The 26,019-nt window shown below is 65.6% G+C and carries 28 protein-coding genes and 1 pseudogene; 12 read left to right on the plus strand and 17 right to left on the minus strand.

Annotation, left to right across the window (positions count from 1 at the left end; genetic code table 11):
* Window positions 1–8: 8 nt before the first annotated feature.
* The 5 genes from UU9_RS00900 to UU9_RS00920 form a co-directional block, all read right to left on the minus strand.
* Window positions 9–293 carry a type II toxin-antitoxin system RelE family toxin gene (locus UU9_RS00900; protein WP_007079820.1) on the minus strand — a complete coding sequence of 95 codons (285 nt, stop codon included), beginning with the start codon at window positions 291–293 and terminating at the stop codon, window positions 9–11.
* On the minus strand, window positions 283–528 hold the full coding sequence (locus UU9_RS00905) for a type II toxin-antitoxin system prevent-host-death family antitoxin (RefSeq protein WP_007079821.1): 246 nt from the start codon (window positions 526–528) through the stop codon (window positions 283–285). Before UU9_RS00905 ends, UU9_RS00900 begins: the two co-directional genes overlap by 11 nt.
* Before the next feature lie 445 nt (window positions 529–973).
* Window positions 974–2,845 (minus strand): molecular chaperone HtpG, encoded by a 1,872-nt coding sequence (gene htpG / locus UU9_RS00910; RefSeq protein ID WP_007079822.1) that lies wholly within the window; start codon window positions 2,843–2,845, stop codon window positions 974–976.
* A gap of 163 nt (window positions 2,846–3,008) precedes the next feature.
* Window positions 3,009–3,902: a protease HtpX gene (gene htpX, locus UU9_RS00915; RefSeq protein ID WP_007079823.1), complete on the minus strand. Its 894-nt coding sequence runs from the start codon at window positions 3,900–3,902 to the stop codon at window positions 3,009–3,011.
* Between the two features lie 155 nt (window positions 3,903–4,057).
* Window positions 4,058–4,276, minus strand: a complete 219-nt coding sequence (locus UU9_RS00920) for a hypothetical protein (RefSeq protein WP_040669901.1) — start codon at window positions 4,274–4,276, stop codon at window positions 4,058–4,060.
* Window positions 4,277–4,406: 130 nt separating this feature from the next.
* Between UU9_RS00920 and gluQRS the strand changes: the two genes are divergently transcribed.
* Window positions 4,407–5,282: a tRNA glutamyl-Q(34) synthetase GluQRS gene (gene gluQRS, locus UU9_RS00925; RefSeq protein ID WP_007079825.1), complete on the plus strand. Its 876-nt coding sequence runs from the start codon at window positions 4,407–4,409 to the stop codon at window positions 5,280–5,282.
* Window positions 5,283–5,377: 95 nt separating this feature from the next.
* Window positions 5,378–6,118 (plus strand): acetoacetyl-CoA reductase, encoded by a 741-nt coding sequence (gene phbB / locus UU9_RS00930; RefSeq protein WP_007079826.1) that lies wholly within the window; start codon window positions 5,378–5,380, stop codon window positions 6,116–6,118.
* A gap of 403 nt (window positions 6,119–6,521) precedes the next feature.
* On the opposite strand, the gene UU9_RS00935 is transcribed toward phbB, so the two are convergent.
* Window positions 6,522–7,322 carry a tRNA threonylcarbamoyladenosine dehydratase gene (locus UU9_RS00935; protein ID WP_007079827.1) on the minus strand — a complete coding sequence of 267 codons (801 nt, stop codon included), beginning with the start codon at window positions 7,320–7,322 and terminating at the stop codon, window positions 6,522–6,524.
* A 150-nt stretch (window positions 7,323–7,472) separates the two neighbouring features.
* Here UU9_RS00935 and UU9_RS00940 point away from each other — a divergent pair, with 150 nt between their 5' ends.
* A complete protein-coding gene (locus UU9_RS00940; protein ID WP_007079828.1) occupies window positions 7,473–7,862 on the plus strand; it encodes a cytochrome c in 390 nt (129 codons plus the stop codon).
* Window positions 7,863–7,978: 116 nt separating this feature from the next.
* On the opposite strand, the gene UU9_RS00945 is transcribed toward UU9_RS00940, so the two are convergent.
* From UU9_RS00945 to UU9_RS00955, 3 genes are all read right to left on the minus strand, one after another.
* Complete coding sequence (locus tag UU9_RS00945; RefSeq protein ID WP_007079829.1) at window positions 7,979–9,049, minus strand: NADH:flavin oxidoreductase/NADH oxidase; 1,071 nt, start codon at window positions 9,047–9,049, stop codon at window positions 7,979–7,981.
* A 55-nt stretch (window positions 9,050–9,104) separates the two neighbouring features.
* On the minus strand, window positions 9,105–10,013 hold the full coding sequence (locus UU9_RS00950) for an alpha/beta hydrolase family protein (RefSeq protein ID WP_040669888.1): 909 nt from the start codon (window positions 10,011–10,013) through the stop codon (window positions 9,105–9,107).
* Window positions 10,014–10,142: 129 nt separating this feature from the next.
* Window positions 10,143–10,352: a cold-shock protein gene (locus UU9_RS00955; RefSeq protein WP_007079831.1), complete on the minus strand. Its 210-nt coding sequence runs from the start codon at window positions 10,350–10,352 to the stop codon at window positions 10,143–10,145.
* A gap of 471 nt (window positions 10,353–10,823) precedes the next feature.
* On the opposite strand from UU9_RS00955, the gene UU9_RS00960 reads away from it, so the two are divergent.
* A complete protein-coding gene (locus UU9_RS00960) occupies window positions 10,824–11,321 on the plus strand; it encodes a hypothetical protein (RefSeq protein WP_040669890.1) in 498 nt (165 codons plus the stop codon).
* A 27-nt stretch (window positions 11,322–11,348) separates the two neighbouring features.
* Here UU9_RS00960 and UU9_RS00965 read toward each other — a convergent pair whose 3' ends face one another.
* Window positions 11,349–12,590 (minus strand): winged helix-turn-helix domain-containing protein, encoded by a 1,242-nt coding sequence (locus tag UU9_RS00965; protein ID WP_007079833.1) that lies wholly within the window; start codon window positions 12,588–12,590, stop codon window positions 11,349–11,351.
* A gap of 186 nt (window positions 12,591–12,776) precedes the next feature.
* On the opposite strand from UU9_RS00965, the gene UU9_RS00970 reads away from it, so the two are divergent.
* On the plus strand, window positions 12,777–13,256 hold the full coding sequence (locus UU9_RS00970) for a hypothetical protein (RefSeq protein WP_007079834.1): 480 nt from the start codon (window positions 12,777–12,779) through the stop codon (window positions 13,254–13,256).
* Between the two features lie 148 nt (window positions 13,257–13,404).
* The gene (locus UU9_RS00975) at window positions 13,405–14,499 is read left to right on the plus strand and encodes a phospholipase A (RefSeq protein WP_007079835.1); all 1,095 of its coding nucleotides are present in this window, start codon (window positions 13,405–13,407) and stop codon (window positions 14,497–14,499) included.
* Window positions 14,500–14,608: 109 nt separating this feature from the next.
* On the opposite strand, the gene UU9_RS00980 is transcribed toward UU9_RS00975, so the two are convergent.
* Entirely contained in the window at window positions 14,609–15,091 is a 483-nt protein-coding gene (locus UU9_RS00980; RefSeq protein WP_007079836.1) for an FKBP-type peptidyl-prolyl cis-trans isomerase, read from the minus strand.
* 149 nt (window positions 15,092–15,240) lie between these two features.
* On the opposite strand from UU9_RS00980, the gene dacB reads away from it, so the two are divergent.
* A complete protein-coding gene (dacB, locus tag UU9_RS00985; protein WP_162098762.1) occupies window positions 15,241–16,719 on the plus strand; it encodes a D-alanyl-D-alanine carboxypeptidase/D-alanyl-D-alanine endopeptidase in 1,479 nt (492 codons plus the stop codon).
* A 3-nt stretch (window positions 16,720–16,722) separates the two neighbouring features.
* Here dacB and UU9_RS00990 read toward each other — a convergent pair whose 3' ends face one another.
* Window positions 16,723–17,208 (minus strand): glutathione peroxidase, encoded by a 486-nt coding sequence (locus tag UU9_RS00990; RefSeq protein WP_007079838.1) that lies wholly within the window; start codon window positions 17,206–17,208, stop codon window positions 16,723–16,725.
* Between the two features lie 387 nt (window positions 17,209–17,595).
* On the opposite strand from UU9_RS00990, the gene UU9_RS00995 reads away from it, so the two are divergent.
* From UU9_RS00995 to UU9_RS01005, 3 genes are all read left to right on the plus strand, one after another.
* Window positions 17,596–18,606, plus strand: a complete 1,011-nt coding sequence (locus tag UU9_RS00995; protein WP_007079839.1) for a methionine ABC transporter ATP-binding protein — start codon at window positions 17,596–17,598, stop codon at window positions 18,604–18,606.
* Complete coding sequence (locus UU9_RS01000) at window positions 18,603–19,280, plus strand: methionine ABC transporter permease (RefSeq protein ID WP_007079840.1); 678 nt, start codon at window positions 18,603–18,605, stop codon at window positions 19,278–19,280. The genes UU9_RS00995 and UU9_RS01000 overlap by 4 nt, the downstream gene beginning before the upstream one ends.
* Before the next feature lie 150 nt (window positions 19,281–19,430).
* Window positions 19,431–20,228 (plus strand): MetQ/NlpA family ABC transporter substrate-binding protein, encoded by a 798-nt coding sequence (locus UU9_RS01005; protein WP_007079841.1) that lies wholly within the window; start codon window positions 19,431–19,433, stop codon window positions 20,226–20,228.
* Window positions 20,229–20,375: 147 nt separating this feature from the next.
* On the opposite strand, the gene pncB is transcribed toward UU9_RS01005, so the two are convergent.
* Entirely contained in the window at window positions 20,376–21,560 is a 1,185-nt protein-coding gene (pncB, locus tag UU9_RS01010; protein ID WP_007079842.1) for a nicotinate phosphoribosyltransferase, read from the minus strand.
* A 391-nt stretch (window positions 21,561–21,951) separates the two neighbouring features.
* On the opposite strand from pncB, the gene UU9_RS01015 reads away from it, so the two are divergent.
* Window positions 21,952–22,722 (plus strand): c-type cytochrome, encoded by a 771-nt coding sequence (locus UU9_RS01015; protein WP_007079843.1) that lies wholly within the window; start codon window positions 21,952–21,954, stop codon window positions 22,720–22,722.
* Between the two features lie 20 nt (window positions 22,723–22,742).
* Here the strand turns inward: UU9_RS01015 and UU9_RS01020 are convergent, their stop codons facing one another.
* From UU9_RS01020 to UU9_RS01035, 4 genes and pseudogenes are all read right to left on the minus strand, one after another.
* A complete protein-coding gene (locus UU9_RS01020) occupies window positions 22,743–23,171 on the minus strand; it encodes a hypothetical protein (protein WP_007079844.1) in 429 nt (142 codons plus the stop codon).
* 116 nt (window positions 23,172–23,287) lie between these two features.
* The gene (locus tag UU9_RS18300) at window positions 23,288–23,569 is read right to left on the minus strand and encodes a hypothetical protein (RefSeq protein WP_007079845.1); all 282 of its coding nucleotides are present in this window, start codon (window positions 23,567–23,569) and stop codon (window positions 23,288–23,290) included.
* Window positions 23,570–23,797: 228 nt separating this feature from the next.
* Window positions 23,798–24,190: pseudogene (locus UU9_RS18305) on the minus strand (histone H1-like repetitive region-containing protein); the annotation flags it as partial.
* A 93-nt stretch (window positions 24,191–24,283) separates the two neighbouring features.
* A complete protein-coding gene (locus UU9_RS01035) occupies window positions 24,284–24,889 on the minus strand; it encodes a rhomboid family intramembrane serine protease (RefSeq protein ID WP_007079847.1) in 606 nt (201 codons plus the stop codon).
* Between the two features lie 156 nt (window positions 24,890–25,045).
* On the opposite strand from UU9_RS01035, the gene UU9_RS01040 reads away from it, so the two are divergent.
* The gene (locus tag UU9_RS01040) at window positions 25,046–25,984 is read left to right on the plus strand and encodes a PhzF family phenazine biosynthesis protein (RefSeq protein WP_007079848.1); all 939 of its coding nucleotides are present in this window, start codon (window positions 25,046–25,048) and stop codon (window positions 25,982–25,984) included.
* Window positions 25,985–26,019 lie beyond the last annotated feature (35 nt).

A 26,019-nucleotide genomic window follows, 5' to 3' on the forward strand; every position in this document is an offset into this window, starting at 1 on the left:
CCGCTCAATCAGACGCGCTTGTCCGCCAACCGATAGACCAGCCCTTTGTCGCGCTTGCCCACCGCTATAACGGTGACGACAACCACCTGGTCGTTGACCTGATAAACGAGCCGGTAACCGGCGGTGCGCAACTTGATCTTGTAGCAGTCCGGTAGACCATGCAGGCGCGCCGCTGGCACATGCGGATTCTGCAGGCGCTCCCCGAGCTTGTTTTTCAGCTGGTCGCGAATGCCGGGAGAAATCTTGCGCCATTCCTTCAGCGCGGACGCCACGAACTCCAGGTCATAGCTCATCAAGCTTGACCTTGATGCGGCGTTCCGTGGCACGCAAGCGCACCAATTCGGCCAGTTCCAGATCCTCCAACCGATCCAGCAGACGCTTGTAGGTTTCCGCGGGCACCAGGTAGGCACTGGGCTTGTTATGCACCAGCACAGCCACCGATTCGCCATCGGCGGCTTCGATCACCGCGCTCGGATTGCGTTTCAGTTCGGTGATGCTGATGCTGGCGTCGGCAAGGATAGATTCCACATTCGTCTCCAAATATGGAGACAAATATGGCATGACCAATAGCTGGATTCAAGTCCTGCAATGCCGGCCGCCACCCGCAGGCATCCCTAGATCCGCGCGAGCGGATACAACCCTCGGGCGTGGGTCCTGGTAAGCAGTTGGGGGACGCCCGACGTTTCATGCCACAGCGCGGCGCATTCTTTGCAACGCATCAGAAAGCTGGGAACGTCCGGATTCGTCGCGATGCGCTCGAAGCGGTCGTAGGGCGCGTGGTAACCGGATTGGCAATCGGTACAGAGCATGGCTGCGCAAATTGAAGCTCGTCGGTCGACATCCGGCGGCAGGGAGAAAAGGGGCGAAGCAGTTCAGCCGAGCGCATCACCAGCGCGATTTACAACTTTGGCGCGGGGTCGAATCGAAGGAGCCCGCCAATGGCGGGCTCCTTGTCGAAGCGAATGATTTCGCCTTACCCCAGCAACACCCGGTTCATCCGCTGCACGAAGGCCGCCGGATCAGGTAGCTGGGCGCCGGCGGAAATTTCCGCCTGCTCCAGCAGCAGGGTGGCCAGGTCTTTCGCCTTGGCCTCATCGCTTTCCGTCTCGACCCGCTTGACCAGCGCGTGCGCCGGATTGATCTCCAGCGTCGGCTTGGATTCCGGCATGTCCTGTCCGGCTTCGCGCAACAGGCGGGCCAGGTGCGGGGCCATTTCGTAATCGCTCAAGGCCAGGCACGACGGTGAATCGGTGAGGCGGGCGGAAACCTTGACCTCGCCCACGCGATCGCCCAGCAGCTCCTTGAGCTTTTTCAGCAGCGGCTCGGCTTCCCTGGTGGCCTCTTCCTGCTTTTTCTTGTCGGCCTCGTCCAGCGGCACGTCGCCCTTGGCCGCGCTCTTCAGCTTCTTGCCTTCGTATTCGCTGAGGCTGCCGATCATCCACTCGTCGATGCGGTCGGACATCAGCAGCACTTCGATGCCCTTGGCCTTGAACGCTTCCAGCTGCGGGCTGCCGAACGCGGCGGCGTAACTGTCGGCGGTGATGTACCAGATCGCGTCCTGGCCGATCGCCATGCGGCCGATGTAGTCGTCCAGCGAGACGTTCTGCGCCGTGCCTTCGCCCTTGGTGCTGGCGAAGCGCAGCAGCTTGGCGATGCGCTCGCGGTTGTTGGCGTCTTCGCTGATGCCTTCCTTGAGCGTGTTGCCGAAGGCCTTGTAGAAGGTGGCGAATTTTTCGGGCTCGTCGCGGGCCAGCTTTTCGATCAGGTCGAGCACGCGCTTGACGCAGGCAGCCTTGATCCGCTCCAGCTGGCGGTTGTGCTGCAGGATTTCGCGGCTGACGTTGAGCGGCAGGTCGTCGGCGTCGACCACGCCGCGCACGAAGCGCAGGTAGTTCGGCAGCAACTCCTCGGCCGCGTCCATGATGAAGACGCGCTTGATGTACAGCTTCAACCCCTTGCGCTCGTCGCGGCCGCCCATCATCAGGTCGAACGGCGGCTGCGACGGCAGGTACAGCAAGGTGGTGAAGCTCTGGCTGCCCTCGACGCGGTTGTGCGTCCAGGCCAGTGCGTCGTTGAAGTCGTGGCCGAGGGATTTGTAGAAGCTCTGGTAATCCTCGTCGCTGATCTCCGATTTCGGCTTGGTCCACAGCGCCGAGGCGGCGTTGATGGTTTCGAATTCGTCGGTGGGTTTGTCGTCCTTCTCGGTCGGCATGCGGATCGGGAAGGCAACGTGGTCGGAGTAGCGGGTGATCAGCGAGCGCAACTGCCAGCGCTTGAGGAACTCGTCCTCGTCGGCTTTCAGATGCAGGATCACCGCCGTGCCGCGCTCGGGCAGCTCCACCTGATCCAGCGAGTATTCGCCCTTGCCGTCGCTTTCCCACTTCACGCCCTCGCCCGCCGGCGCGTCGGCGCGGCGGCTCAGCACGGTGACCTTGTCGGCCACCACGAAGGCAGAGTAGAAGCCCACGCCGAACTGGCCGATCAGCCGCGCATCGGCCTTCTGCTCGCCCGACATCGCCTCCAGGAAACGGCGCGTGCCGGAGCTGGCGATGGTGCCGATGTTGGCCACGATCTCGTCGCGGTTCATGCCGATGCCGTTGTCGCGCACGGTGACGGTGCGCGCGTCCGGATCCCAGCTGACGTCGATGTGCAGCTCGCTGTCGCCGGCCGACAGGGCCGGGTTGGCGATCGACTCGAAGCGCAGCTTGTCGCAGGCGTCGGAGGCGTTGGAGATCAGCTCGCGCAGGAAGATTTCCTTGTGCGAGTACAGCGAATGCGTGACCAGGTGCAGCACCTGGGCGACTTCGGCTTCGAATTTGCGGGTTTCGGTGGCGGGTGCGTTCATGCGTGGATGTTCCAGAGTTGCGTTGACGAAATGACTCCTCCCCCTGCTCGCAGGGGGAGGCTGGGAGGGGGTTGGCTCCTGATTTTAGGCCTTGGCCGACAAGATCAAGAGCGGACCCCACCCCGGCCCTCCCCTGCAAGCAGGGGAGGGGGAGGATTTGCGGTCAGCGGCTGTTCTGCAGCGCGGCGATGCGTTCGTCCAGTGGCGGGTGGCTCATGAACAATCGCCTGAGGCCATCGGCCAGCGGGCCGGAGATGCCGAACGCGGCGATGGTGTTGGGCAAGGTACTTTCGCCATGGTTGGCTTTCAAGCGCTGCAGCGCGGAGATCATCGCGCCGCGGCCGGCGAACCGTGCACCGGCCGAGTCGGCGCGGAACTCGCGCCAGCGCGAGAACGCGGCCACGATGATCGAGGCGAACAGGCCGAACACCACCTGCAGCACCATCACCACCACGAAGTAGCCGATGCCGCCGCCACCGCGATTCTCGTCGCGACCGCCGCTCATCCAGCCGTCGATGGCGCGTCCCACGATGCGCGCAGCGAGGATCACCAGCGTGTTCAACACGCCCTGGATCAGGGTCAGCGTGACCATGTCGCCGTTGGCCACGTGGCCGATCTCGTGGCCGAGCACGGCGCCGGCCTGCTCGCGGTCCATCTGCTGCAGCAGGCCGGAGCTCACCGCCACCAGCGAGCTGTTCTTCGTCATGCCGGTGGCGAACGCGTTCATCTCCGGGGCGTCGTAGATGGCGACTTCGGGCATGCCGATGCCGGCGCTCTGCGCGTGCCGGCGCACGGTGTCGACCAGCCAGCGCTCGGTCTCGTTCTGCGGCTGGGTGATCACGCGGGCGCCGGTGCTGCGCTTGGCGATCCACTTCGACAGGGCCAGCGAAATGAAGGCGCCGCCCATGCCGAACACGGCGGCGTAGAGCAGCAAGCCGGTCATGCCGCCGTATCCGTTGGCGGCGGCCATCTGGTCGATGCCGAACAGGCGGCACACGATGGCCAGCAGCAAAAGGACGGCGATGTTGGTACCGAGGAACAGGAGGATGCGGCGCATGGCACTCTTGGGCAGTGGGGGAAGATGCGGGCTCCCGCGAAACGGAGGCGCTTTGCCCGGCGCAACGCCGGCGCGGCCGCCCCGTTCCAGGACCACCCAAGTTTCGGGGCGGCGGGCGGGCTTTCAAGGGCTCGCCGCCATGCGATCGGCCGGGTTCAGCGCCAGGCCGGCTCGCTTTTCTGCTCGAAATGCTCGTAGGCGGTGATCAGGCCGCCCAGCACCTCGGCCGAGGTCTCGAACAGCGCCTGGGCCTTGGGGTCGGAAACCTTGGTCACGTCCTCGCGGACATGCTCCATCGCCTCGCGCAGCATGCCTTTTATCTTGTCGGTGTGGTGGCGCGGATCGCTGTCCGCGTACGCCGTTTGCTCGGTCATCATCGTTCTCCGTCGGGTGGCGCGGCCGTGCCTTTTCGGCGCGATCAGCCAGGACGAATGCTCCGCCCGCTCGCGTTGCATGCGGGTGAACGCGGGCGCGTCGCCACGGTACGCAACCGTATAATGCGGCATGGATTATCACGGCCGTTTCGCCCCCTCGCCCACCGGTCGGCTGCACTTCGGCTCGCTGGTGGCGGCGGTGGCCAGCTGGCTGTACGCACGGCATGCAGGCGGCCGATGGCTAGTTCGCATGGAGGACCTCGATCCGCCGCGCGAGGTGGCCGGTGCGGCCAGCAGCATCCTCGCCGCGCTGTCGGCCTTCGGACTGATCGCCGACGAGCCCGTGCTGTTCCAGAGCCACCGCCGCGCTGCCTATGACGCCGCGCTCGAGCAATTGCGCGCCGCCGGCCACCTGTTCGCGTGCACATGCAGCCGCACCGATCTGGCCGCCACGGGCGGCTTCCATGACGACGGCCGCTGCGTCGGCGCCGACGAGCCCGGCCGCGCGCCGGCATGGCGACTGCGCGCGCCGGATATCGACATCCAGTTCCACGACGCGCTGCAGGGACCGCAGCGGCAGAACCTGCGCCAGCAGGTGGGCGACTTCGTGATCCGCCGCGCCGACGGCATCTATTCGTACCAGCTCGCCTGCGTGGTCGACGATGCGTTCCAGCAGGTGACCGAAGTCGTGCGCGGGCACGACCTGCTCGATTCCACGCCCCGGCAGATCTGGCTGCAGCGTTGCCTGGGTTTGCCCACGCCGGCGTATCGACATCTGCCACTGGTGCTGGACACCGACGGTCGCAAGTTGTCCAAATCCACGCAGGCGCTACCCGTGGATGCAACCGACCCGCTGCCCGCGCTGCGCAGCGCGGCAACCTTCCTGGCCTTGCCCGTGGCAGGGTCGGCGAACACGGTTCAGGAGCTGCTGGCGAACATGCTGGATCGCTTCGACCCCGATCGCCTGCCCCGCCGCAACCGCGGCTGGACGGCCAAATCGTCATAGAAAATGGTTGCGAATGGCTCTGCCATCGCGGAGAGTGGAGTTATCGACGCGGCAGTCCTGCATCGTCGATCGCGTATACCTACAGGAGAAAGGAAATGACGCAGCGCACGGCATTGGTTACAGGTGGCACCGGCGGCATCGGCAGCGCGATCGTGCGCTACCTCGCCGGGCAGGGTCATCGCGTGGTGACCAACTACCGTGACGCGGCGAAAGCCGAAACCTGGCGCCAGGCGATGGCCGCCGACGGCATCGAGGTGACCATGGTGCCCGGCGACGTCAGCGATCCGCAGGCTTCCGAAGCGATGATCCGCGCCATCGAGGAAAAGTGCGGCCCGGTGGAAATCCTGGTCAACAACGCCGGCATCACCCGCGATTCCACCTTCCACAAAATGAACTACCAGCAGTGGATGGACGTGGTGAACACCAACTTGAACGCCTGCTTCAACGTCACCCGCCCGGTGATCGAAGGCATGCGCGCGCGCAAGTGGGGCCGCATCGTGCAGATCAGCTCCATCAACGGCCAGAAAGGCCAGTACGGTCAGGCCAATTACGCCGCCGCCAAAGCCGGCATGCACGGCTTCACCATCTCGCTGGCGCAGGAAAACGCGAAGTTCGGCATCACCGTCAACACTGTGTCGCCCGGCTATGTGGGCACCGACATGGTGATGGCCGTGCCGGAAGAGGTGCGTGCCAAGATCGTGGCGCAGATCCCCGTCGGCCGCCTCGGCAAGCCCGAGGAAATCGCCCACGCCGTGGCCTTCCTCACCGGCGAGGAAACCAGCTGGATCACCGGCGCCAACCTCGCCATCAACGGCGGCCATTACATGGGTTGGTGATGCCGCGCTTTGAAACTGCCAGTGGCAGTTTCAGCGGCATCACCAGGTGAGGCATGGATGCCGAACGGGCAGCGCCGCATGGACGCCTGCTTGCCTCAGCTCCCAAAAGAAGCCGCGCCTCAGCGCCGAAAGAATCCGTAATCCCCTCTCCCCTGCGGGGAGAGGGTAGGGAGAGGGGGACACGCTGCGGAGAAGCAGCAACGAAGCCCTCCGAGGCATTGAGAACTCCATCCATCAGCTATCCCGCGAGCACCCGCCCCTCTCCTCGGTCCTCTCCCCGCAGGGGAGAGGAGGATTACGGTGCCTTCGGGCTTTCCTCGAAATCGCGAGGCTGCTGCCCGCTCTCCGTTCACGCTGAGCGTAGCCATCCGCAGGATGGCGAAGTCGAAGCGCTGCCCAAACCTCAGCCTCCATCTCCCTTCCTTTCCAGCAGCTTCTCCAACACCTTCCCCACCGCCGCAAACGCAAACGTGCCGGTGACGTGCGTGGCGGCTCCCAACCCGCCACCGCAGGCCAGGTTCATCGCGTCGCCCCCGGGCGGACGCGTGCCACACACGCTGCCATCCGGTTGCGGGTACTGCACGTTCTGCAGCGAATAGACGGCCGAAACGCCGAAGTAGCGATCGGGATTGCGCGGGAAATTGAAATCCGTGCGCAGCTTCTTGCGAATCAGGCTGAACATCGCGTCGTGTTCGGTGCGCGACAGGTCGCGCACGCGGATCTGGGTGGCGTCGGTGCGGCCGCCGGCGGAGCCCACGCTGACGATGGGCAGCTTGCGGCGGCGGCACCAGGCGATGGTTTCAAGCTTTACGCGAAACGCATCGCAGGCATCCAACACCACGTCGTAGCCGCGGTCGAGCAACTCGTCCAGCGTGGAGGGGGTGAGAAAGCGCTCGATCGCCTCCAGCCTTATCGTGGGATTGATGGCGTGCGCGCGCGCCGCGATCACGCCGACCTTGGGCTTGCCGAATTCACCGTCCAGCGCGTGCAGCTGACGGTTGGTGTTGGATACGCAGACTTCGTCCGCGTCGATCAGCGTGAGCCGGCCCACGCCGCTGCGCGCCAGCGCCTCCGCCGCCCACGACCCCACGCCGCCCACGCCGATCACGCACACGTGTGCTCCGGAAAAGCGCTCGACACTGCCGCTGCCGTACAGCCGCTCGATGCCGGCGAAACGCTCGGCGGGAAAGGACGGCGCGCTCATGCGCGGGCGCCGGGGTGATGGAGTTCGCAGGTGTGGTTCACGGTGACAACCGGTGATGATGCAGCGCGTATTTTATCGCGTCGACGTGGCCGGCGACGCACGCGGCGGGTTACTCTGGGGATTGTTGTCCATCATTCGAGGAATCTGTCGATGCGTGTTGCCCTGATGATCTTGCTGGGATTGGTGATTGGCGTGATCGGCACTGTCAACGTGATGAACACGCTGGCCGCCCGCAATCCGATGCCCAAGGCGGTGATGGACACGATGGGCTACCACATCGGCGAACTGAAGCAGGCGCTGAAGGCGAAACAATGCAACACGCCAGCGACGCAGCATCACCTGGCACGGTTGCAGTCCACCGCCAGCGACATCGTGCCGGTGTTCGGCATCGACGAGAAAACCTTCACCGACGACGCCACCCAGTTGCAGACCCGGCTGCAGCAGGCCGTACAGGCCGCTCCCGCCACATGCGAAGCCTTGGCCGCGGCCATCCAGCCAGTGGGCGAAACCTGCAAGAGCTGCCACCAGCAATACCGCTGAGTTGCAGCGGCGGTTGCCGTGGGGACGGCTTCTGTGGGAGCGACTTCAGTCGCGATGCTTTTCGTTGGGGCTCCAGAGCAGAAGCATCGCGACTGAAGTCGCTCCCACAACCCCCATCACCAGGCCCGCTGGTACTGCAACGGCACGTCGACCTGCACGCCAAGCTCCTGCGCGGCGCGCAAGGGGAAGTAAGGATCGCGCAGGCTTTCGCGCGCCATCAGCACCACGTCCGCCTCGCCGCTGGCGACGATCTGCGCGGCCTGTTCGGCAGTGGTGATCAGGCCCACCGCGCCGGTGGCCACGCCCGCCTCGGCGCGGATGCGCGCCGCAAACGGCACTTGATAGCCGGGCTGCACCGGAACCTTCACATGCGGCAGCAGGCCGCCGGTGGAAACGTCGATCAGATCCACGCCCAACGCTTTCACCTGTTGCGCCAGTTCCACACTCTGCTCGATATCCCAGCCGCGGGGGCCATCGGCCAGCGCCCAATCGGTGGCGGAAAGCCGCAGCCATAATGGCAACCTGTCCGGCCAGACTTCGCGCACGGCGGTAATGACTTCACGCACGATGCGGCTGCGGTTGTCGAAGCTGCCGCCGTAGTCATCGGTGCGGTGATTGCTCAGCGGCGACAGGAACTGGTGCAGCAGATAACCATGCGCCGCATGCAGCTCGATCAGTTCGAAACCCGCCGCCAGCGCACGCTGGGCGGCGGCGCGGAAATCGTCGATCAGCGTACGGATGCCAGCCCTGTCCAACGCCTGCGGCGCCGGCCATCCAGCATCGAACGGCAAGGCGGAAGGCGCCACGGTCAGCCAGTCGCCCTGCCCCATCGGCAACGGACCACCGCCTTCCCACGGCCGCCCGGTGCTGGCCTTGCGTCCGGCGTGCGCCAGTTGCACGCCGGCGACGGCACCGTGCGCCTTGATGAATTGTGCGATCGGCCGCCACGCTTCCTGTTGCGCGTCGTTCCACAGGCCGGTGTCGCCCGGGGAAATGCGCCCCTGCGCCGACACCGCCGTGGCTTCGGCGATCACCGCCGCCGCGCCGCCCACCGCACGACTGCCCAGATGCACAAGATGCCAGTTATCCGGCAGGCCATCGATGGCCGAGTACTGGCACATCGGCGAGATCACCAGCCGGTTACGCAAGCTGAGGCTGCGCTGGGTCAACGGGTCGAACAGGTTCATCGGATGCGCCGGGTTCGGGGACAAGGAGCAGAGATGCCGCCGCCGGACGCCATCATCAAGGGGCGTGCGCGCCGGCCGTGGTGGACGCCGCGTCCTGGGCGTCTATCCATGAGGCGATGCGCCGGGCGATCGCCGCCGGCGTTTTCATCCAGTGGAAATGATCGGCGGTGGTGCCGTCCAGATCCTGCGGTGTGATCACGTCGGTATCCGCGTGGGCTTGCGGCATCTTGCCAAGCAGGAAATCCAGCGAGGGTTGCGGGCCCAGCCAGTCGTCACGCAGGCGCAGCGCCAGCACGGGAAGGTGCAGCGAGGACAGGCGCTGTTCGAAATCCGGCGCCATGCCACGGGCCGCGTAACGACCGCTGCGACCGCTGCGCGCCCAGTCGGCAATGACACCGCGCGCCTCGTTGCCGCCGAAACCGATCCGCCGCCCGGGCAGGTATCCCACCGCTGCCGCCAGCCACGGCGCCACCACATAGGCCAGACCGACCAGCCAACCACGCCGGAACCGTGGCCAATACGGCGCGCCACTGGCCACCAGCACCAGCCCCGCGCACGCGGCAGGATGCAGCGCGGCATACAACGTCGCCAGCTGTCCACCGAGGCTGTGCCCACCCAGCCAACATGCGGCCTGCGGCCAGCGCCGGCCCACCTCGGCCAGCGCCGCCGGCAGGTCGTCCGCCAGCAGTTCGCGGTAACCCCAATCACAGTGGCGGCCGGCGCGTCGGTCGCTGGAACCGATGCCGCGCCATTCATGCAGCACCACCGCCACGCCGCGCCGGGCCAGCGCCTGGGCCAACGGCAGGTATTGCCGCGCCGACACGCCCATTGCCGGCATCCAGTACAGCAACTGGCGCACCGGGCCCGGCCGATGTACGCACAGCAGATCGAAACGCGCGCCATCGAACGCCGATACCGACACGGTCAGTGGCGCAAGGGGGGAATCGGAAAGGGGGGAAGTCACCCGTTACACGCTAGCGGAGTTCAACCGCCGCGGCAAAGCACTGGCGGGAAAGCGACCCGCTCCGGCGCCTTGCGCGCCCATAAAAAAGGGGCCGGTTTGCGCCGGCCCCTCTCAATCGGGTGTCGTGGGTCAGACCGCCGTGACGTCTTCGGCCTGCAGACCTTTCTGGCCGGTGACCACCTTGAAACTCACCTTCTGGCCTTCCTGCAGGCTCTTGAAACCCGAGCCGGTGATGGCGCGGAAATGCACAAACACGTCCGGGCCTGCCTCACGGCTGATAAAACCAAAACCCTTGGCATCGTTAAACCACTTGACTGTACCTACTTCACGATCCGACATAGCTCACTCCGATCCAATCCTGACGCTGAGACAAACCGGCCCCAACAGGCCGACGCTTACTGAGCATGCAGGGTCGGGTGAAACGATGCGGATTATGCAATCCATACCGGCACGCACGTAGCCAAGCAAACGCAGTCGCGCAAGCATAACGGATTTTTCGGACGCAAGTAGCCGCCCAAAACAGGGCCTGGCAATGGCATCCGAGACGTCCTGAATCACCGCCAGCCACCGGCAATCCGGGCACCGTGACCATACGCACCGCCAGCCTCCCCTCCCCTTAAACGGCGCCCCTTCACGAGCATTGCACCAAGCCGCGAAACCGAAAGCCGGCCATGGCGCAAACCCCCGGCCTGATTCCCGTGACGGGCCGGTGATTCAGGTTTTTTTTACTTGCGGCTGTCTACTGTGCGTCAGTACCGCACCGGCAGGGGTTATCACCCACCGCCTTCGATCATTCAAGGAGAAACCCCGATGACCATTTCAGCACGCCCGTTTGCAGCTTGTTCGGGATTGACCACCGCCCTGCTCGTCGGCCTGCTGTTGACCGGTTGCGCCACCCACGAGACAACCCGGAGCACCCGCACGACCACTACCGTCCGCGACGCGGCCCCCGCTGCCCGCCACGACACCCCGCGGGCGGCCACGGCTTCCACTTCCAGCGCCGACAAAGGCACCCGCCACAGCACGGGCGCGTCGGCCACCAACCTGCCTGACCGCACCGGCATTCCCGCATGCGACGACTACCTGGCCAGCTATGTCGGCTGCCATCGCGCCGCCGACATCTTTGCGCCCGGCCAGCTGCAGGATCGTTACGAGGCGATGCGCACCAGCCTGTTGCGCGACTCCCAGAACCCGGACATCCGCCCGCAACTGGCCGCCCGCTGCAATTCGCTGGCTACCCAGCTGCGCACCGCCCTGCACGGCAAGTCCTGCGAAGTCAGCCCCGCCCCGGCCAGCACCACTCCCTGAAATCCCTGAGCGGACGCCTGACGGCAATCAGCCCGCACGCCAGCAAGCCCGCAACCGGGAAGCCAGGGCGGCGGGCTCGCAGTGCGCCAGGCGTACTTGCGGCGTGCCATGCCAGCGCGCGGTGTCGCGGATGGTGTCGGCCAGCGCCTGAACCAGTCGCGGCGCCACCGCGATGCCCGGTTGCAGGAACAAGGCCTTGATCTCGAACACGCCATCGGCCCGATGCGCCTTGGCATCGAGCCGGCCGATCAACTGGCCGCGATGCAGGATGGGCAGTACGTAATAGCCGTAACGGCGCTTCGCCGCGGGCACGTAGCACTCCAGCGTGTAGTCGAAATCGAACATCGCGCTTGCCCGCGCGCGATCCCATACCAGCGGATCGAACGGTGAAAGCAGCGCGGTATGGGTGGCCCGCAGCCGGCCCTGCCGCGCCTTGTCCAGGGCGTCGGCGTGATCGCGATGGACGTAGCCGGGCGTTTTCCAGCCTTGCACCGCCTGCGCCAGCAGTTCGCCGCGTTTCAGCAGCGGCGCCAGTTCCTGTTCGCCGACCGCCGGTTTCAGACGATGGTAGTCGGCGATCCAGGCGGTGGTGGTGATCCCCAACGCGCGCACGGTGTCGGCGATGAAACGCTGGCGCACAGTCAACGGCTCGGCTGTCGCGGTGGACGGATCCAGTGGCGGATCGAGCCGCGCCAGCACGCGCTCGGCGAGGTCGTACACGCGCTGGAAATTGTCCCGCCGCGCCACCATCAGCTCACCCAGCGCGAAGCAGGCCTCCAGCCAGCGCTTCTCCGGTTTCCACTCCCACCATCCCGGCTTGCCCGCCACGCTGCCCGGTGCGCGGGTGAAATCCGCGGCGCGCACCGGGCCGTTGGCGCGGATCCGGTCCAGCAGCGCATCCATCTCGGCGCGATGCTCGTGCTGCACGCGCAGGGCGTGACGCTGGGCCCAGTGCTGCAGGCGCTGGGCGCGCCAGGCACGATGCCAGCCGATGTCGGAGGCACCGACCAGACTGGCCTCGTGCGCCCAGCATTCGGCCAGCTTGCCGGCGGCCAGCGCCTCGTCCAGCCACTTCGTCGGGTAGTCGCCCAGGCGGGCATGGAGGACCAGGTACGGGCTGCGCGCCACCACGTGGATGGTGTCGATCTGCAGCAGGCGCATGCGTTCGACCGCCGCTACCACATCGTCGCGGCGCGGCCGTCGCCGCAATGGTTGCAGCAACCCCTGCGCCGCCAGTTGCAGCGCCCGCGCCTGCCCCGCCGTCAGCATGCCACCTGCCGGGCGCGGCGACACGGTAGCTTCACGATGGCCTTATCAGCATAGGGAGCCGGCATGTACGGAATCTCCGGGAGCATCCGCCGTGAAAGCGTCGCCATGAAACCTGGCGCGCATGCCGTGGGTGGATGACATGTGTCCACAACGTTTGAGCACTCATTCTGGCATGGAGTATCGATCATGAAATCTCGCAAGCCATGGCTGTCCTTCGTCGCCGCCGGGTCGTTGCTGTTCACCGGTTCGCTGCTGGCGCAGAACCCGCCGCCACCGCCGGCACCACCTCCGCCACCCCCGGCCAGCATGCCGCCGGTACCGCCACCCGCACCGGTGCCGCCATCATCGGAGATGCCGTCACCCGCCGAGGCCGTTCCCGCTGCACCGACCGCGCCAACCGCGCCAGCGGCACCGGCTGCACCCACAGCCGACCAGGCGTCCTACCAGACATCGCAAGGCGAACTGACCGTGCGCAGCACGCCGGCACCGGCGCCGCAAATCGGCCCGGCACCCGACTTTGCGCAGTTGTCGGCCGGCGGCAAGGGCATCACCGAGGCACAGGCGGTCGCCTACCCGCCGCTGGCCAATGATTTCCTGCACGCCGACAGCAACCGCAACGGCAGCATCAGCAAGGCGGAATACCAACGATGGGCCAGGCAACCCTGACGCGCTCCGTGCGTTCGCCGTTGCCATCGCGCCACCCGCAGGCCGGCCACCAGTCAACGTGGCCGGCCTCTTTCATTCACGATCCTTTACGCTTGCGGGCCCGGCAGCGAACGACGCCGCTGTCGTCCCATCCCTTTCGGAGTTATTGATGAAGCCTCATTCCGCCGCGTGGCCGCTGGCCCTGGCCGTCGGCCTGGTCGCCGCACCGGGACATGCGCAGAATCCGGACCCCACCGATATCCGCGCCTGCACCGGCATCGAAACCGACTCGCAGCGGCTGGCCTGCTACGACCACGCCACCGGCCGGGTCAACCTGCCGACCGCGCAGAAACGGGTGGACAGCGAGACCTCGACGCCCAACATTTTCAGCCACGACATCGCCCCCTCGCCCGGCGCCGCCGTAGCCACCAACCCCGAAGTGGCGCGGCCGCTGTCGCTGCTGGACAGCCGCTGGGAGCTGTCGCCCGAGAGCAAGCTGGGCACGTTCAACGTGCGCGGCTACAAGCCGGTCTACGTGCTGCCGATATTCATCACCAACCACCAGAACAACATGCCGCAAAGCCCCAACCCGGAAAACACCGTCACGCAGAACCAGCAGCTGGACAGCATGGAAGCGAAGTTCCAGCTGAGCCTGAAGACCAAGGTCTGGCAGGACGTGTTCGGCGATGCGGGCGACCTGTGGGTGGGCTATACGCAATCCTCCCGCTGGCAGGTCTACAACAGCGAACTCTCGCGGCCGTTCCGCGAAACCGATTACGAGCCCGAGGCGATGCTGGTGTTCGACACCCATTACAACGTGCTGGGCTGGAGCGGGCGGATCCTGGGTATCGGCGTGAATCATCAATCCAACGGCCGCGGCAACCCGCTGTCGCGCAGCTGGAACCGGGTAATTGCCGACGTGGGTTTCGAGCGCGATGGCTGGACGGTGATGCTGCGCCCGTGGTGGCGCATCCCCGAGTCGCGCAGCGACGACAACAATCCCGACATCAGCGACTACATGGGCCGCGGCGAGATGCAGATCGTGCACGAAGCGAACGGCCAGGAATTCGGGCTGATGCTGCGCCACTCCCTGCGCGGCGGCGACCGAAGCCACGGCGCCGCGCGTTTCAGCTGGACGTTTCCGCTGGCCGGCAACCTGCGCGGCTACGCCGAGGTCTTCCACGGCTATGGCGAAAGCCTGATCGACTACAACCACAAGGCGACCTACGTGGGCTTGGGCATTTCGCTGCTGGACTGGTACTGAGGAAAACCCCTCTTCCGCCCTTCGGGCACCTTCCCCCGCAAGCGGGGGAAGGAACACGGCGTGCGACGTCTGCTCTGGCTTCACACTTCCAGGAGACGAAAGCCAGGGGTCAGTGGTGATGACCACCCTCGCCGTGCACATGGCCGTGCTCCAGCTCTTCGCCGGTGGCCTCGCGCACGTTGGTGACTTCGATGTCGAAGTGCAGGGTCTTGCCCGCCAGCGGATGGTTGCCGTCGATGAACACCTTGCCGTCCTCGACCTTGGTCACCGTGACGTTGATCTCGCCCTGCGGGCCGCGGCCCTGGAACTGCATGCCCGGCTGGATATCGTCCACGCCCTGAAACGCCTCGCGCGGCACTTCCTGCAGCAGCTCGGCGTGATGCACGCCATAGCCTTCCTCGGGCGCCACATCGGCGGTGAACTTGTCGCCGACGCCACGGCCCGCCATCTGCTTTTCCAGGCCCGGCACGATCTGGCCACCGCCATGAAGATAGGTCAGCGGCTCGCGTCCCTTCGAACTGTCGATGACCTGACCCTCGTCGTCGGTCAGCGTGTAATGGAAGGCGGCAACGGCGTTTTCGGCAATCTGCATGAGACTCTCGCGTGTAGGTTCAAATCCGCCAGCCAGATGCCGGCACGAAGCTCCAAGGTTAACAGAAGCCATGTCGGCGTCCGACCTGGTGGCTGATTGGCGATACTGTGTGAATGAAGCCATTTTCGCGATTCACGCATAACAAATTCGTGTCCATTCTGTTGATGGCCGTTTCGCTGGCCGCCACGGCGACGCCACCGGTCACGACAGCGCTCGCGGCGCGGATCGACGCACACATCGGCGAGCCACGCTTTGCCGCCGCCGACTGGGGCATTGCCGTGGTATCGCTGGACGATGGCCGCACGCTCTACACCCACCGCGCCGATCACCTGCTGCAGCCGGCATCTACCGCCAAACTTTTCACCGCCGCGCTGGCGTTGTCGACGCTGGGCCCGGATTACCGCATGCCCACCCGCTTGCTGGCTGGCGGCGCCATCGTGAATGGACGTCTGGACGGCCCGCTGATTCTCTACGGCATGGGCGACCCGACCCTGGGCACGGCGGATACCAGTGCGGACTGGGCCGATCAACTGGCCAGCCAGCTGGCGGCCCGTGGCGTGCGCCGGATACACGGCAACGTGATCGCCGACGACAGCTATTTCCGCGGGCCTTTGACCGGCTCCGGCTGGGAGGCTGGCGACCTGCAGAGCGCCTTCGCGGCACCCGCTTCGGCGCTCAGCGTGAACGAGAATTCGGTCAGGGTGACGGTGACTCCCGCCGCCCGCGCCGGCCAGCTGGCAGACGTCACGCTGGACCCGGCCGATGTGGGCCTGCAGGTCGAAAACGCCCTGCTGACCATCCCTGCGCGAACGCCGGATGACATCAGCCTCTATCGCGCTCCCGGGGCCACGACCCTGCAGGCATTCGGCAGCGTGGCGATGGGCGCGTCGCCGCGGCACTACAGCTTGTCGCTGCCCGATCCCGCGGCTTCGGCGGGTGCGCAATTGCTGCAGGCATTGCGGCATCGGCACATCCAGGTCGACGGCAAGCTGCTGGTTCGGCACTGGCCGCAGGGCGATGGCAGCTTGCCGGCAGACGCGAGCGTCGTCGCCGAAGTGTTTTCACCGCCGCTGGGCGAGATCCTGCACCGCGGCCTGAAGCGCTCGCAGAATCTGTATCTGCAAAACCTGCTGTTGGCCGTCGGCGCCAGCCCGTTGGCCGACGCGCCCGCGTCTTCGGGTTTCGTCAGCAGCGAGCAGCGTGCGATCGGAGCGCTGCATCGATTGCTGGACAAGATCGGCGTGCCGCGCTCGGCCAGCGTGCTGGTGGAAGGCAGCGGCCTGGCGCGGCGCGATCTCGCTACGCCGAATGCGCTGGTGCGGCTGCTGGTCTACCTGGCTGCACAGCCCCAGGCGGCGCTGCTGCGCGAATCGCTGCCGATCGCCGGTGTCGACGGTTCGCTCGCCTGGCGCATGCGCGGCACCGCGGCGCAAGGCAATGTGCATGCGAAGACCGGTTCGATGGCTTACGTGCAATGCCTGGCCGGCTACGTCACCAGCGCTGGCGGCGAGCGGCTGGCGTTCGCCATCATGCTCAACAACTACGTGCCAGCACCCGATGCGCCGCGCCCCAGCGCGGAGGTCGACGCCATCGCGGTGATGCTGGCCAACCTCACGAGTGGTGGCTGAGGATCAGCCGCCCAGTCGTTGCAGCGTGTCCTTGCCGATTTTTTCGGGCGTATCCGTCGAGGCGTAGCGCTTCACTACCTGCCCTTCGGCATCGACCAGGAACTTGGTGAAGTTCCACTTGATCGACTCGCTGCCCAGCACACCCTTGCCCTCGCTCTTCAGCCACTGGTACAGCGGGTCGGCGTGTTCGCCGTTCACCTCGATCTTGGCGAACATCGGAAAGGTGACGTCGTAATTCGTGCTGCAGAAGGCCTTGATTTCCGCCTCGCCGCCCGGTTCCTGGTGGCCGAACTGGTCACAGGGGAAACCCAGCACCACCAGTCCCTTGTCGCGCTGGTCCTGCCACAAGGTTTCCAGCCCCGTGTACTGCGGCGTGAAACCGCACTTGGAGGCCACGTTGACGATCAACAGGGTCTTGCCCCGCCACTCGGCCAGCGAGCGCGGGTTGCCATCGATATCGCGGACGCTGAAATCGTAGACACTGGTCATGCCATGCTCCGTTGGGTGAACCTTGGGCAACGCTGATCAAGTATCGCCGCCGTCATGATGACTGGAAGGCCCGCAGCCGGTGGTGCGTGGCGCCGGCAAGACTGGCCGTCTTGTCAAGCCGCGCGGCATCGGCTGCGGGCCTTCCAGTCATCACCTCATCATTTCACATTCAATAGCTTGAGGCCCACCCTCTCTGTCCGCATGCCTTCGGTCCGCCGCCTCGACAGACGGCCAGTCTGCCTTCGTCGACGGCCCTGTGGCCTGCGAACAGAGAGGGTGGGTGACGGTGGTGATACTTGATCAGCGTTGCCCCAGGAGTCTACGCCATCGCCGCTGACGCCCCGCGGCCTACAATGGCGCTCCCTTTCGCACCGCCCGGAATTCCACGTGATCCGCTTCGTCGATGTCCACAAGTCGTACCGCGCCGGCGGTCGCGATATCCCCGCGCTGCAGCCGTTCAGCCTCGACATTGCCGATGGGGAAGTGTTCGGCATCATCGGGCTGTCGGGTGCGGGCAAGTCCACGCTGATCCGGCTGATCAACCTGCTGGAGCGGCCGAGCGGCGGCCAGGTTTTCGTCGACGACGTCGAGATGACAGCACTGGCGGAGCCGGCGTTGCGCGCGCAGCGGCGCCGGATCGGCATGATCTTCCAGCACTTCAACCTGCTGGCGTCGCAAACGGTAGCCGAGAACGTGGCGTTTCCGATCCGGCTGGCGGGCGAGCGTCGCGCCGCCGTGGTGCGCCCGCGCGTCGAGGAGCTGCTGGCGCGGGTGGGGCTGGCCGATCACGCGGACAAATATCCTTCGCAGCTTTCCGGTGGCCAGAAGCAGCGCGTCGGCATTGCCCGCGCGCTGGCCAATCGGCCGTCCATCCTGCTGTGCGACGAGGCCACCAGCGCGCTCGACCCGCAAACCACGGCGTCGGTGCTGGCCCTGCTGGCCGAGATCAATCGCGAACTGAAGCTCACCATCGTGCTGATCACCCACGAAATGGACGTGGTGCGCCGCGTGTGCGACCGCGTGGCGGTGCTCGATGGCGGCGCGATCGTGGAGCGCGGCAGCGTGGCCGACGTGTTCCTGCACCCGCAACACGCCACCACGAAACGGTTCGTCAACGAGGCGCTGCCGGAGGAGGCGGTCGGTGCGCATGTGCCGTACGCGCAGGTGCCCGGGCGCCTGCTGCGGCTGAGTTTTCGCGGCGACGCCACGATGACGCCCGCGCTGGGTCGCGTGGCGCGTGAAACCGGCATCGACTTCAACATCCTGGCTGGCCGCATCGACCGCATCAAGGACCTGCCCTACGGCCAGCTCACCCTGGCGATGCAGGGCGACCGGGTGGACGCCGCGCTGGCCGCGCTGCGCCAGGCCGGCATCGAGATCGAGGAGCTGCCCCGATGAACCTGCTGCAACGCCTGTTTCCCAACATCGACGACTGGGGCGAGATCGGCCGCGCCTGCGTCGACACCTTGCTGATGCTGGGCGGCTCGATGGCGCTTACCGTGGCGATCGGTTTGCCGCTGGGCGTGCTGCTGTACCTCACCGCCCCGAACCAGTTGCGGCCGATGCCCAAGCTCTATGCCGTCACCTCGCTGTTGGTGAACATCCTGCGCTCGGTACCGTTCATCATCCTGATGATCGTGCTGATGCCGGTGACCTACGTGCTGGTAGGCACCAAGCTGGGCATCCGCGGCGCCATCCCGCCGCTGGTGATCGGCGCCGCGCCGTTCTTTGCGCGGCTGGTGGAAACCGCACTGCGCGAAGTGCAGCAGGGCGTGATCGAGGCCAGCCAGGCCATGGGCGCCAGCCTGTGGCAGATCGTGCGCCATGTATTGCTGCCCGAGGCCCGTGGCGGCATCTTCGCCGGCATGACCGTCACCGCCATTGCGCTGGTGGGCTACACGGCGATGGGTGGTGCGATCGGCTCGGGCGGCCTGGGCGACCTGGCTTACCGCTACGGCTACCTCAGCTACAAATCGGATTACATGCTGGTTACCGTGGTGCTGCTGATCGTGCTGGTGCAGCTGCTGCAGATGATCGGCGACCGCATCGTGGCCCGCTTCGGCCGGCATTGAAGCATTGTGGGAGCGACTTCAGTCGCGATGCTTCTTCTATGGGGCTCAAAGCAAGAGCATCGCGACTGAAGTCGCTCCCACAGTGAGCTCTGGCCTTTTACAGATGGCGGTATGGACGGCTATTCTTGTGCGCCGCGCCGGCACTTCACCATGAAAAAACCACTTGCCCTTCTCGCCGCCCTGCTTCTGCTGGCCGGCTGCTCCGCCCCCGGCGACGCCGGCAAGGACGCGCAAACGCTCACCGTGGCGGCCACCGCCATCCCGCATGCGGAAATCCTGAAGCAGGTGAAACCCATCCTGGCCAGGGAGGGCGTGAACCTGCAGATCAAGGTGTTTGCCGACTACGTGCAGCCGAACATGCAGGTGGCCGAGAAGAACATCGACCTGAACTACTTCCAGACCAAGCCCTACCTGGATGCGTTCAACCGCGAACGCGGCACCCACCTGACCATCGTCACCGGCGTGCACATCGAGCCGTTCGCCGCCTACTCGCGCAAATACAAAAGTATCGCGGAGCTGCCCGACGGCGCCAGCGTCACCTTGCCGAACGACCCCAGCAACAACAGCCGCGCGCTGCTGTTGCTGGCGAAGAACGGCCTGATCACGCTGAAAGACCCCAGCAACGAGATGTCCACGCTGAAGGACATCACCGCCAACCCGAAACACCTGAAATTCCGCGAACTGGAAGCGGCCATGCTGCCGCGCACGCTGGACGAGGTGGACCTGGCACTGATCAACACCAACTACGCCCTGGCCGCGGGCCTGAACCCCACGAAAGATGCGCTGCTGATCGAAGACAAGAACTCGCCGTACGTGAACTACCTGGTTGGCCGCCCGGACAACCAGAACGATCCCCGCGTGCAGAAACTGGCCAAGGCGCTGACCAGCCCCGAGATCAAGGCGTTTATCGAGCAGAAGTATCACGGGGCCGTGTTGCCGGCGTTCTGACGAAAACAACTCCCTCCCCTGCAACGCAGGGGAGGGTTGGGGAGGGGTCGCTCTTGACCCTCCCGCCAGCACGAGCACCCCCTCACCTGAAGGACTCCCTCCGGTCGCCGACCTCCCCCTGCGCGCAGGGGGAGGAGCAAGCCGCAGCTACCCTTGGGACGCCGGTATCTCGAACACCTGCCGCAAATACGCCACATAAGCCGGGTCCTCGCACATGTTCTTGCCGGGCGAGTCGCTGAGCTTGGCCACGGGCTGGCCGTTGCAGCGGATCATCTTGATCACGATCTGCAGCGGCTCCGGGCCCAGGTCGTTGGTGAGGTTGGTGCCCACGCCAAAGGCCAGCTGGCAGCGGCCATGGAAATGCGCGTAAAGCTGCATCACCCTGGGGATGTCGAGGCCGTCACTGAACACCAGCACCTTGCTGCGCGGGTCGACGCGGTTCGCCTGGTAATGGGCCAGCACTTTCTCGCCCCAGTCGAACGGGTCGCCCGAATCGTGACGGGTGCCGTCGAACAGCTTGCAGAAGTACATGTCGAAGTCGCGCAGGAAGGCATTGAGGCCGTAGACATCGGAAAGCGCGATGCCCAGGTCGCCGCGGTATTCCTTCGCCCATGCTTCCAGCGCCGCCACCTGCGAGTCGCGCAGCCGCGGCCCCAGCGCCTGATGCGCCTGCAGGTATTCGTGCGCCAGCGTACCCAGCGGGGTGAGATCGAGCTTGCGCGCCAGCCACACGTTGCTGGTGCCCGCCAGTTGGGCGCCCAGATCGCGGCGGAGCGTGGTCACCACCTCTTCCTGCCACACGCGTGAATAACGCCGACGGGTGCCGTAGTCGGCGATGCGGCAATCGGCGTAATCGGGGTTGTCGCGCAGCAGGGCGATTTTTTCCTGCAGCCGCCGACGGCCTTCGCCCAGGTCGAGGCCGGCGCTGGTGCGGCGGAAGTACACCTCGTTGACGATCGCCAGCAACGGCACTTCAAACAGGATGGTATGCAGCCAGGGGCCGCAGATGCGGATCTCGATCTCGCCGTTGCCGGCGGCCGAGGGAGTGATCTCCACGTACTTCTCGTTGAGCTGGAACAGTCCCAGGAAATCGACGAAATCGCTCTTGATGAAGCGCCAGGTGCGCAGGTAGGCCAGTTCGTCGGGATGGAATCGCAACTGGCACAGCGCGGCCAGTTCGGCGCGGATTTCATCGATGCATGACACCAGGTCGATGCCCGGGTTGCGGCACTTGAAACGGTATTCGACCTGCGCCGCGGGATACTGGTGCAGCACCACCTGCATCATCGAGAACTTGTACAGGTCGGTGTCCAGCAGTGAATCGATGATCATCGGATGCCCGGAAAGCGGATTCGCGAATGCGTACGCCCATTATCCACGCTATGCGCGAACAGGTTTTTTGCGGGATTTTGTTTCGGGCAAAAAGAAACCCCATCAGCCAGGGGAGGACTGATGGGGTTTGTCAGGCTGGCCTCCAGGGGAGGAAGGGCCAGCCCCTCGGCGGCGGGATGTCGCTTGCCACCTCTGGTCGCCATCACGGCGATACACAAGGTTAGTGTGGTCACGGTGGCGGTGGTTCAAGAGCTGCCTCGTAACCATTCAGGTTATCGACAGCTGGAAAACGTCCACCTGGCCCCACTACTAAAATCGTCTGGCTATTTTATCGGAGTCCACCGTGAATTTTCTGCGATTTTTTGTCACAGGCCTGCTTTTCCTTCCAGTAATGACCCAGGCCGCCGAGCTGCGGGTGGACACGAACCACGCAAGCACCGTCTATCGTACGGAAACGTTGCTGCAGCGCCCCGACGTTCGCGCCATCACGATCCCCGACGACGTGGCCTTCCACGGCACCATGCATTACCGCGCCGTACCGCTGACCGCCCTGCTGCCGGGCGTCGGTATCGGCGACCACCTGCAATTCACGGCACTGGACGGGTTCGTGGCGGAAATCCCCGCGGCCCTGCTGCTGCAACATGGCGGCAGCGAAGCGTGGCTGGCAATCGACGACCCGGCCCATCCCTGGCCCGCACTGAGCGAAAGTCATGGCGGTGCCGGGCCGTTCTATGTCGTCTGGACCCGGCCCCATGCCGGCCACATCAACCCGGAACAATGGCCTTACCAGGTGGCGGCGATCCGCGTGCTGCCACCTGTCGCCAGCAGGTTCCCCGCCATCCAGCCGGCCGCGTCGCTACCGGCGGACAGCCCGATCCGGCGTGGTTTCGCCGTGTTCCAACGCACCTGTTTCGCCTGCCACACGCTCAACGGCGAAGGCGCCGCCACGCTGGGGCCGGATCTCAACCTGCCCCACAGCCCCACCGAATACCTGCGCGCCGACCTGCTGCGGGGCTTTATCCGCAACCCGCAATCGCTGCGGCGATGGCCGCAGGCGCGGATGCCGGCGTTCAGCGAAAAGACGCTCTCGGATGCCGACCTGGACGCGGTGCTGGATTACCTGAAACACATGGCGGCACGCAGGCGATCAGCGGAGAAATGACGCGCGGACGAACCGACAGGTTACCGGCGGTCATCGCGGTCACGATGGCGCCCATGCCCGTCCTGGCCGCGCCGGTCGGACCCACCGTGACTCCGACCGTGGTTGCCGCGGTCGCGGTGATCGTTGTCACGGTAGGCGGGACGGCGGTCTCCGCCGTAGGCATGACCGCGATGCCATCCACCGCGGTCATCGTGGCGATATCGCGCGCCGCCGTACCATGTATGGGTGACGCCGATGCTCACGCCGGGCGCGTATCCATAGTCGTAGCAACAGCCGTAATACCCCGGCGCCCCGTAATAGCTGTCGTCGTACACCGGGGCACTGCGGCCGTAGTAAACGTCGCCCTGCGATCCGCTGTTGCGCACGTAGCTGTAGCCGGGATCGTAATAGCAGCCAGACAACGACACCGCCGCAACAACCATGCCCAGTAGGGAGATCTTGCGTTTCATGAGCGGCCTCCGCAGGGTGATGCACCACGCTAGGCCGCGCTGCTTGAACCCGTACTGAGCCGCGGGATATACGACGCTGCCGCACTCCCGCTTGCCTGGCGTCCCGTTGCGAACCTTCAGCTTTTGCGCTTGCCCAGATCATTGCGCGGCACCGGCAGCGCATGGCTGTCGGCCATATCGCCGTTGCTGGCCATGTCGCCGGATACGGGCGGATGCATGCCTGCGTTGCCGCCATGCGATTGCGGGTCGGCGTCCGGCCAGCTGGGGCCTTGGCGCACGCGCTCATGCTTTACCTCCAGCAAGGCCTGGATGTGCGCCACCGCCTCCTCGGGAGTGATGTGCTTTACCGGTACCTCGACCGTGCGCTTCGGCTTGGCCTGCGGCGCAGCTTTCTTCACCGCGGGGCGCTGATCGGCGATTTTCCGGGTGGTCGATTTGCGCGGCGCGGTTTTCGCCGGCGCGACTGCCTTGGTGGTGGACTTGCGAACGGCAGCCTTTTTCGGCGCCGCCTTCCTGGCGGCGGGACGCTTTGCAGCGGCCCGCTTCGCTGCAGCCTTTCGGGTTTCAGCTTGCCGAGTCGCGCTGAGTTGCGCACCCGTCTTTTTCACCGCTGCCTTCCTGGCGACCGATTTCTTCGCAACGGCCTTCTTCGCAATGGCCTTCTTCGCAACGATTTTCCTGGCGACGACTTTCTTCACCGCCGCCTTCTTCGCCACGGCCTTCTTCGCAACCGCCTTCTTCGCAACCGCCTTCTTCGCCACCGCCTTTCGAGCGGCCGGCTTCTTCGCGGCTGCTTTCTTCGAGGCGGCCTTCCTGACCGGGCTCTTCTTTGCCACCGATTTCTTTACGGTGGATTTTTTTGCCGCCGAACGCGGCGTGGTCGTGCCACCTGCGGCCGACTTGCGCGGCGCGGGCTTGCGGCCAACGCTGCCTGCAGTCGCCTTCGCTGTCGCCTTCTTTTTGGTAGGTGTCGTCTTTGCCGCGGACTTCTTCGCAGCCGACTTGCGTGTCATAGCCATGCGTGGGTTCTCCTGCGGATGATCGATAGGACCGCAGCCAGTATGCACGCCCGCGTCGTGACAGGCATCTGAAGCCGCCGCTGCCGTTCACCCTCAGAACGAGGGATGGACCAATTGGTTGAGGAAATACGGCAGCACGCGACCATCCATCAGCAAGGTGAATATCACGCCGTACGCCGCACCCCACAGGTGCGCACTGTGATTGACGTTGCCTTGCCCGCGGCGGTCCATGTAGATGGAATACGCGGTGTACAGCACGGCGTAGACGATCGCCGGCATCGGCACCACCAGCACCAGGATGCGCTGCCACGGCGCCAACAGGATGAAGGCGAACAATACCGCCGACACCGCGCCGGAGGCGCCAAGGCTGCGGTAATTCGGGTCGTTGCGGTGCTTCAGGTAGGTCGGCAGAATCGAGAACACCAAGCCGCCGATATAGAACAGCACAAAACCGAAACTGCCCAGCCGCTGGGCGAAAAAGCCCTCCATCACCCGCCCGAAGAAGAACAGCGTGAACATGTTGAACAGCAGGTGGCCGAAATCCGCGTGCACCAGGCCGTAGGTCACCAGGCGGTAGTACTCGCGCTGACGGGCGATGGCCGGCGGCCACAGGATCAGGTCATTCATCAGGCGCGGGTTCCTGAACGCGAGGTACGAAACCACGCAGGTGATGGCGATGATGATCAGGGTGATCGGCATGAACGGTTCCGTGGCGGTGAAAAGGGCTTCGGCATCTTGGCGAGAGCCGCGCCGCTTGTCGACTGCAGATCGTGCTGAAGGTGAGCGGCACACCTCGCTGTCGCACGGCGCCGCAGGTGGTTATGATGCGCGATGGCTCTCCCGGCAATCGATTCGATGACTGTTTTGCGTTACCTGCATATGGACGTCTTTGCGGCCACACCCGGTGGCGGTAACCACCTGGGCGTGGTGATCGGCGCGGGCGACTGGAGCACCGGGGAGATGCAGCGCTTCGCGCGCTGGACGGCGCTGGTCGAAACCACCTTCCTGCTGCCGCCGACCGAGCCTGACGCCAGCTACCGCGTGCGCATTTTCATGCCGCACAAGGAAATCCCCTTCGCCGGCCATCCCAGCATCGGCAGCGCCCATGCCGTGCTGGCTTGCGGGCTCGCGCAACCGCGCGATGGACTGCTGTGGCAGGAATGCGGCGCCGGCGTACTGCCGATCCGGGTGGAAGGCCATGGCGCCGAGCGTGAACTGCTGTTGCAGTCGCCACCCTCGCGGATCGTGGCAACCGGCCGCGAGGCGCATCCGCTGCTGGCGGCAGCGCTTGGCGGCGTCGAACCCGGCGCACTGCCGCCCGCCTTGATCGACGGCGGCCGCCGCTGGTGGCTGGCCGAACTGGCCGACGAGGCGAGCCTGCGCGCGTGGCAACCCGACCACGCGGCGATCGGTGCCCTGGCGCAGGCCAGCGACAGCATGGGGTTGTGCGTTTTCGCACGCAGTGTCCAGGCCGATTACCAGCTGGTGGTGCGTGCCTTCCCCGCCGGCGTGGGCGTGGTGGAAGATCCCGCCTCCGGCGCGGCCAACGGCCTTATCGCCGCCTACATCGCCCACGCCGAGCCAAACGGCCCGCTATCGCACGGTTACCGCGTCAGCCAGGGGCGGGAAGTGGGCCACGATGCGCGCCTGGTGGCGCGGATCGACGGTGAAACCACCTGGATCGGCGGGCATACCCACACGGTGGTGGACGGCGATTTGAACTGGATCATCCGCGATGTGGCGGAAATGCATATCGTGGAGGGGGCCGCGGAGCGGCTTGCCAGGTTGGGCTGAGGAAGATCAAAAGCGCCCCCCATCCGCCCTGTCGG

It is taken from the genome of Rhodanobacter fulvus Jip2 (assembly GCF_000264315.1).
Lineage (GTDB): Bacteria > Pseudomonadota > Gammaproteobacteria > Xanthomonadales > Rhodanobacteraceae > Rhodanobacter > Rhodanobacter fulvus.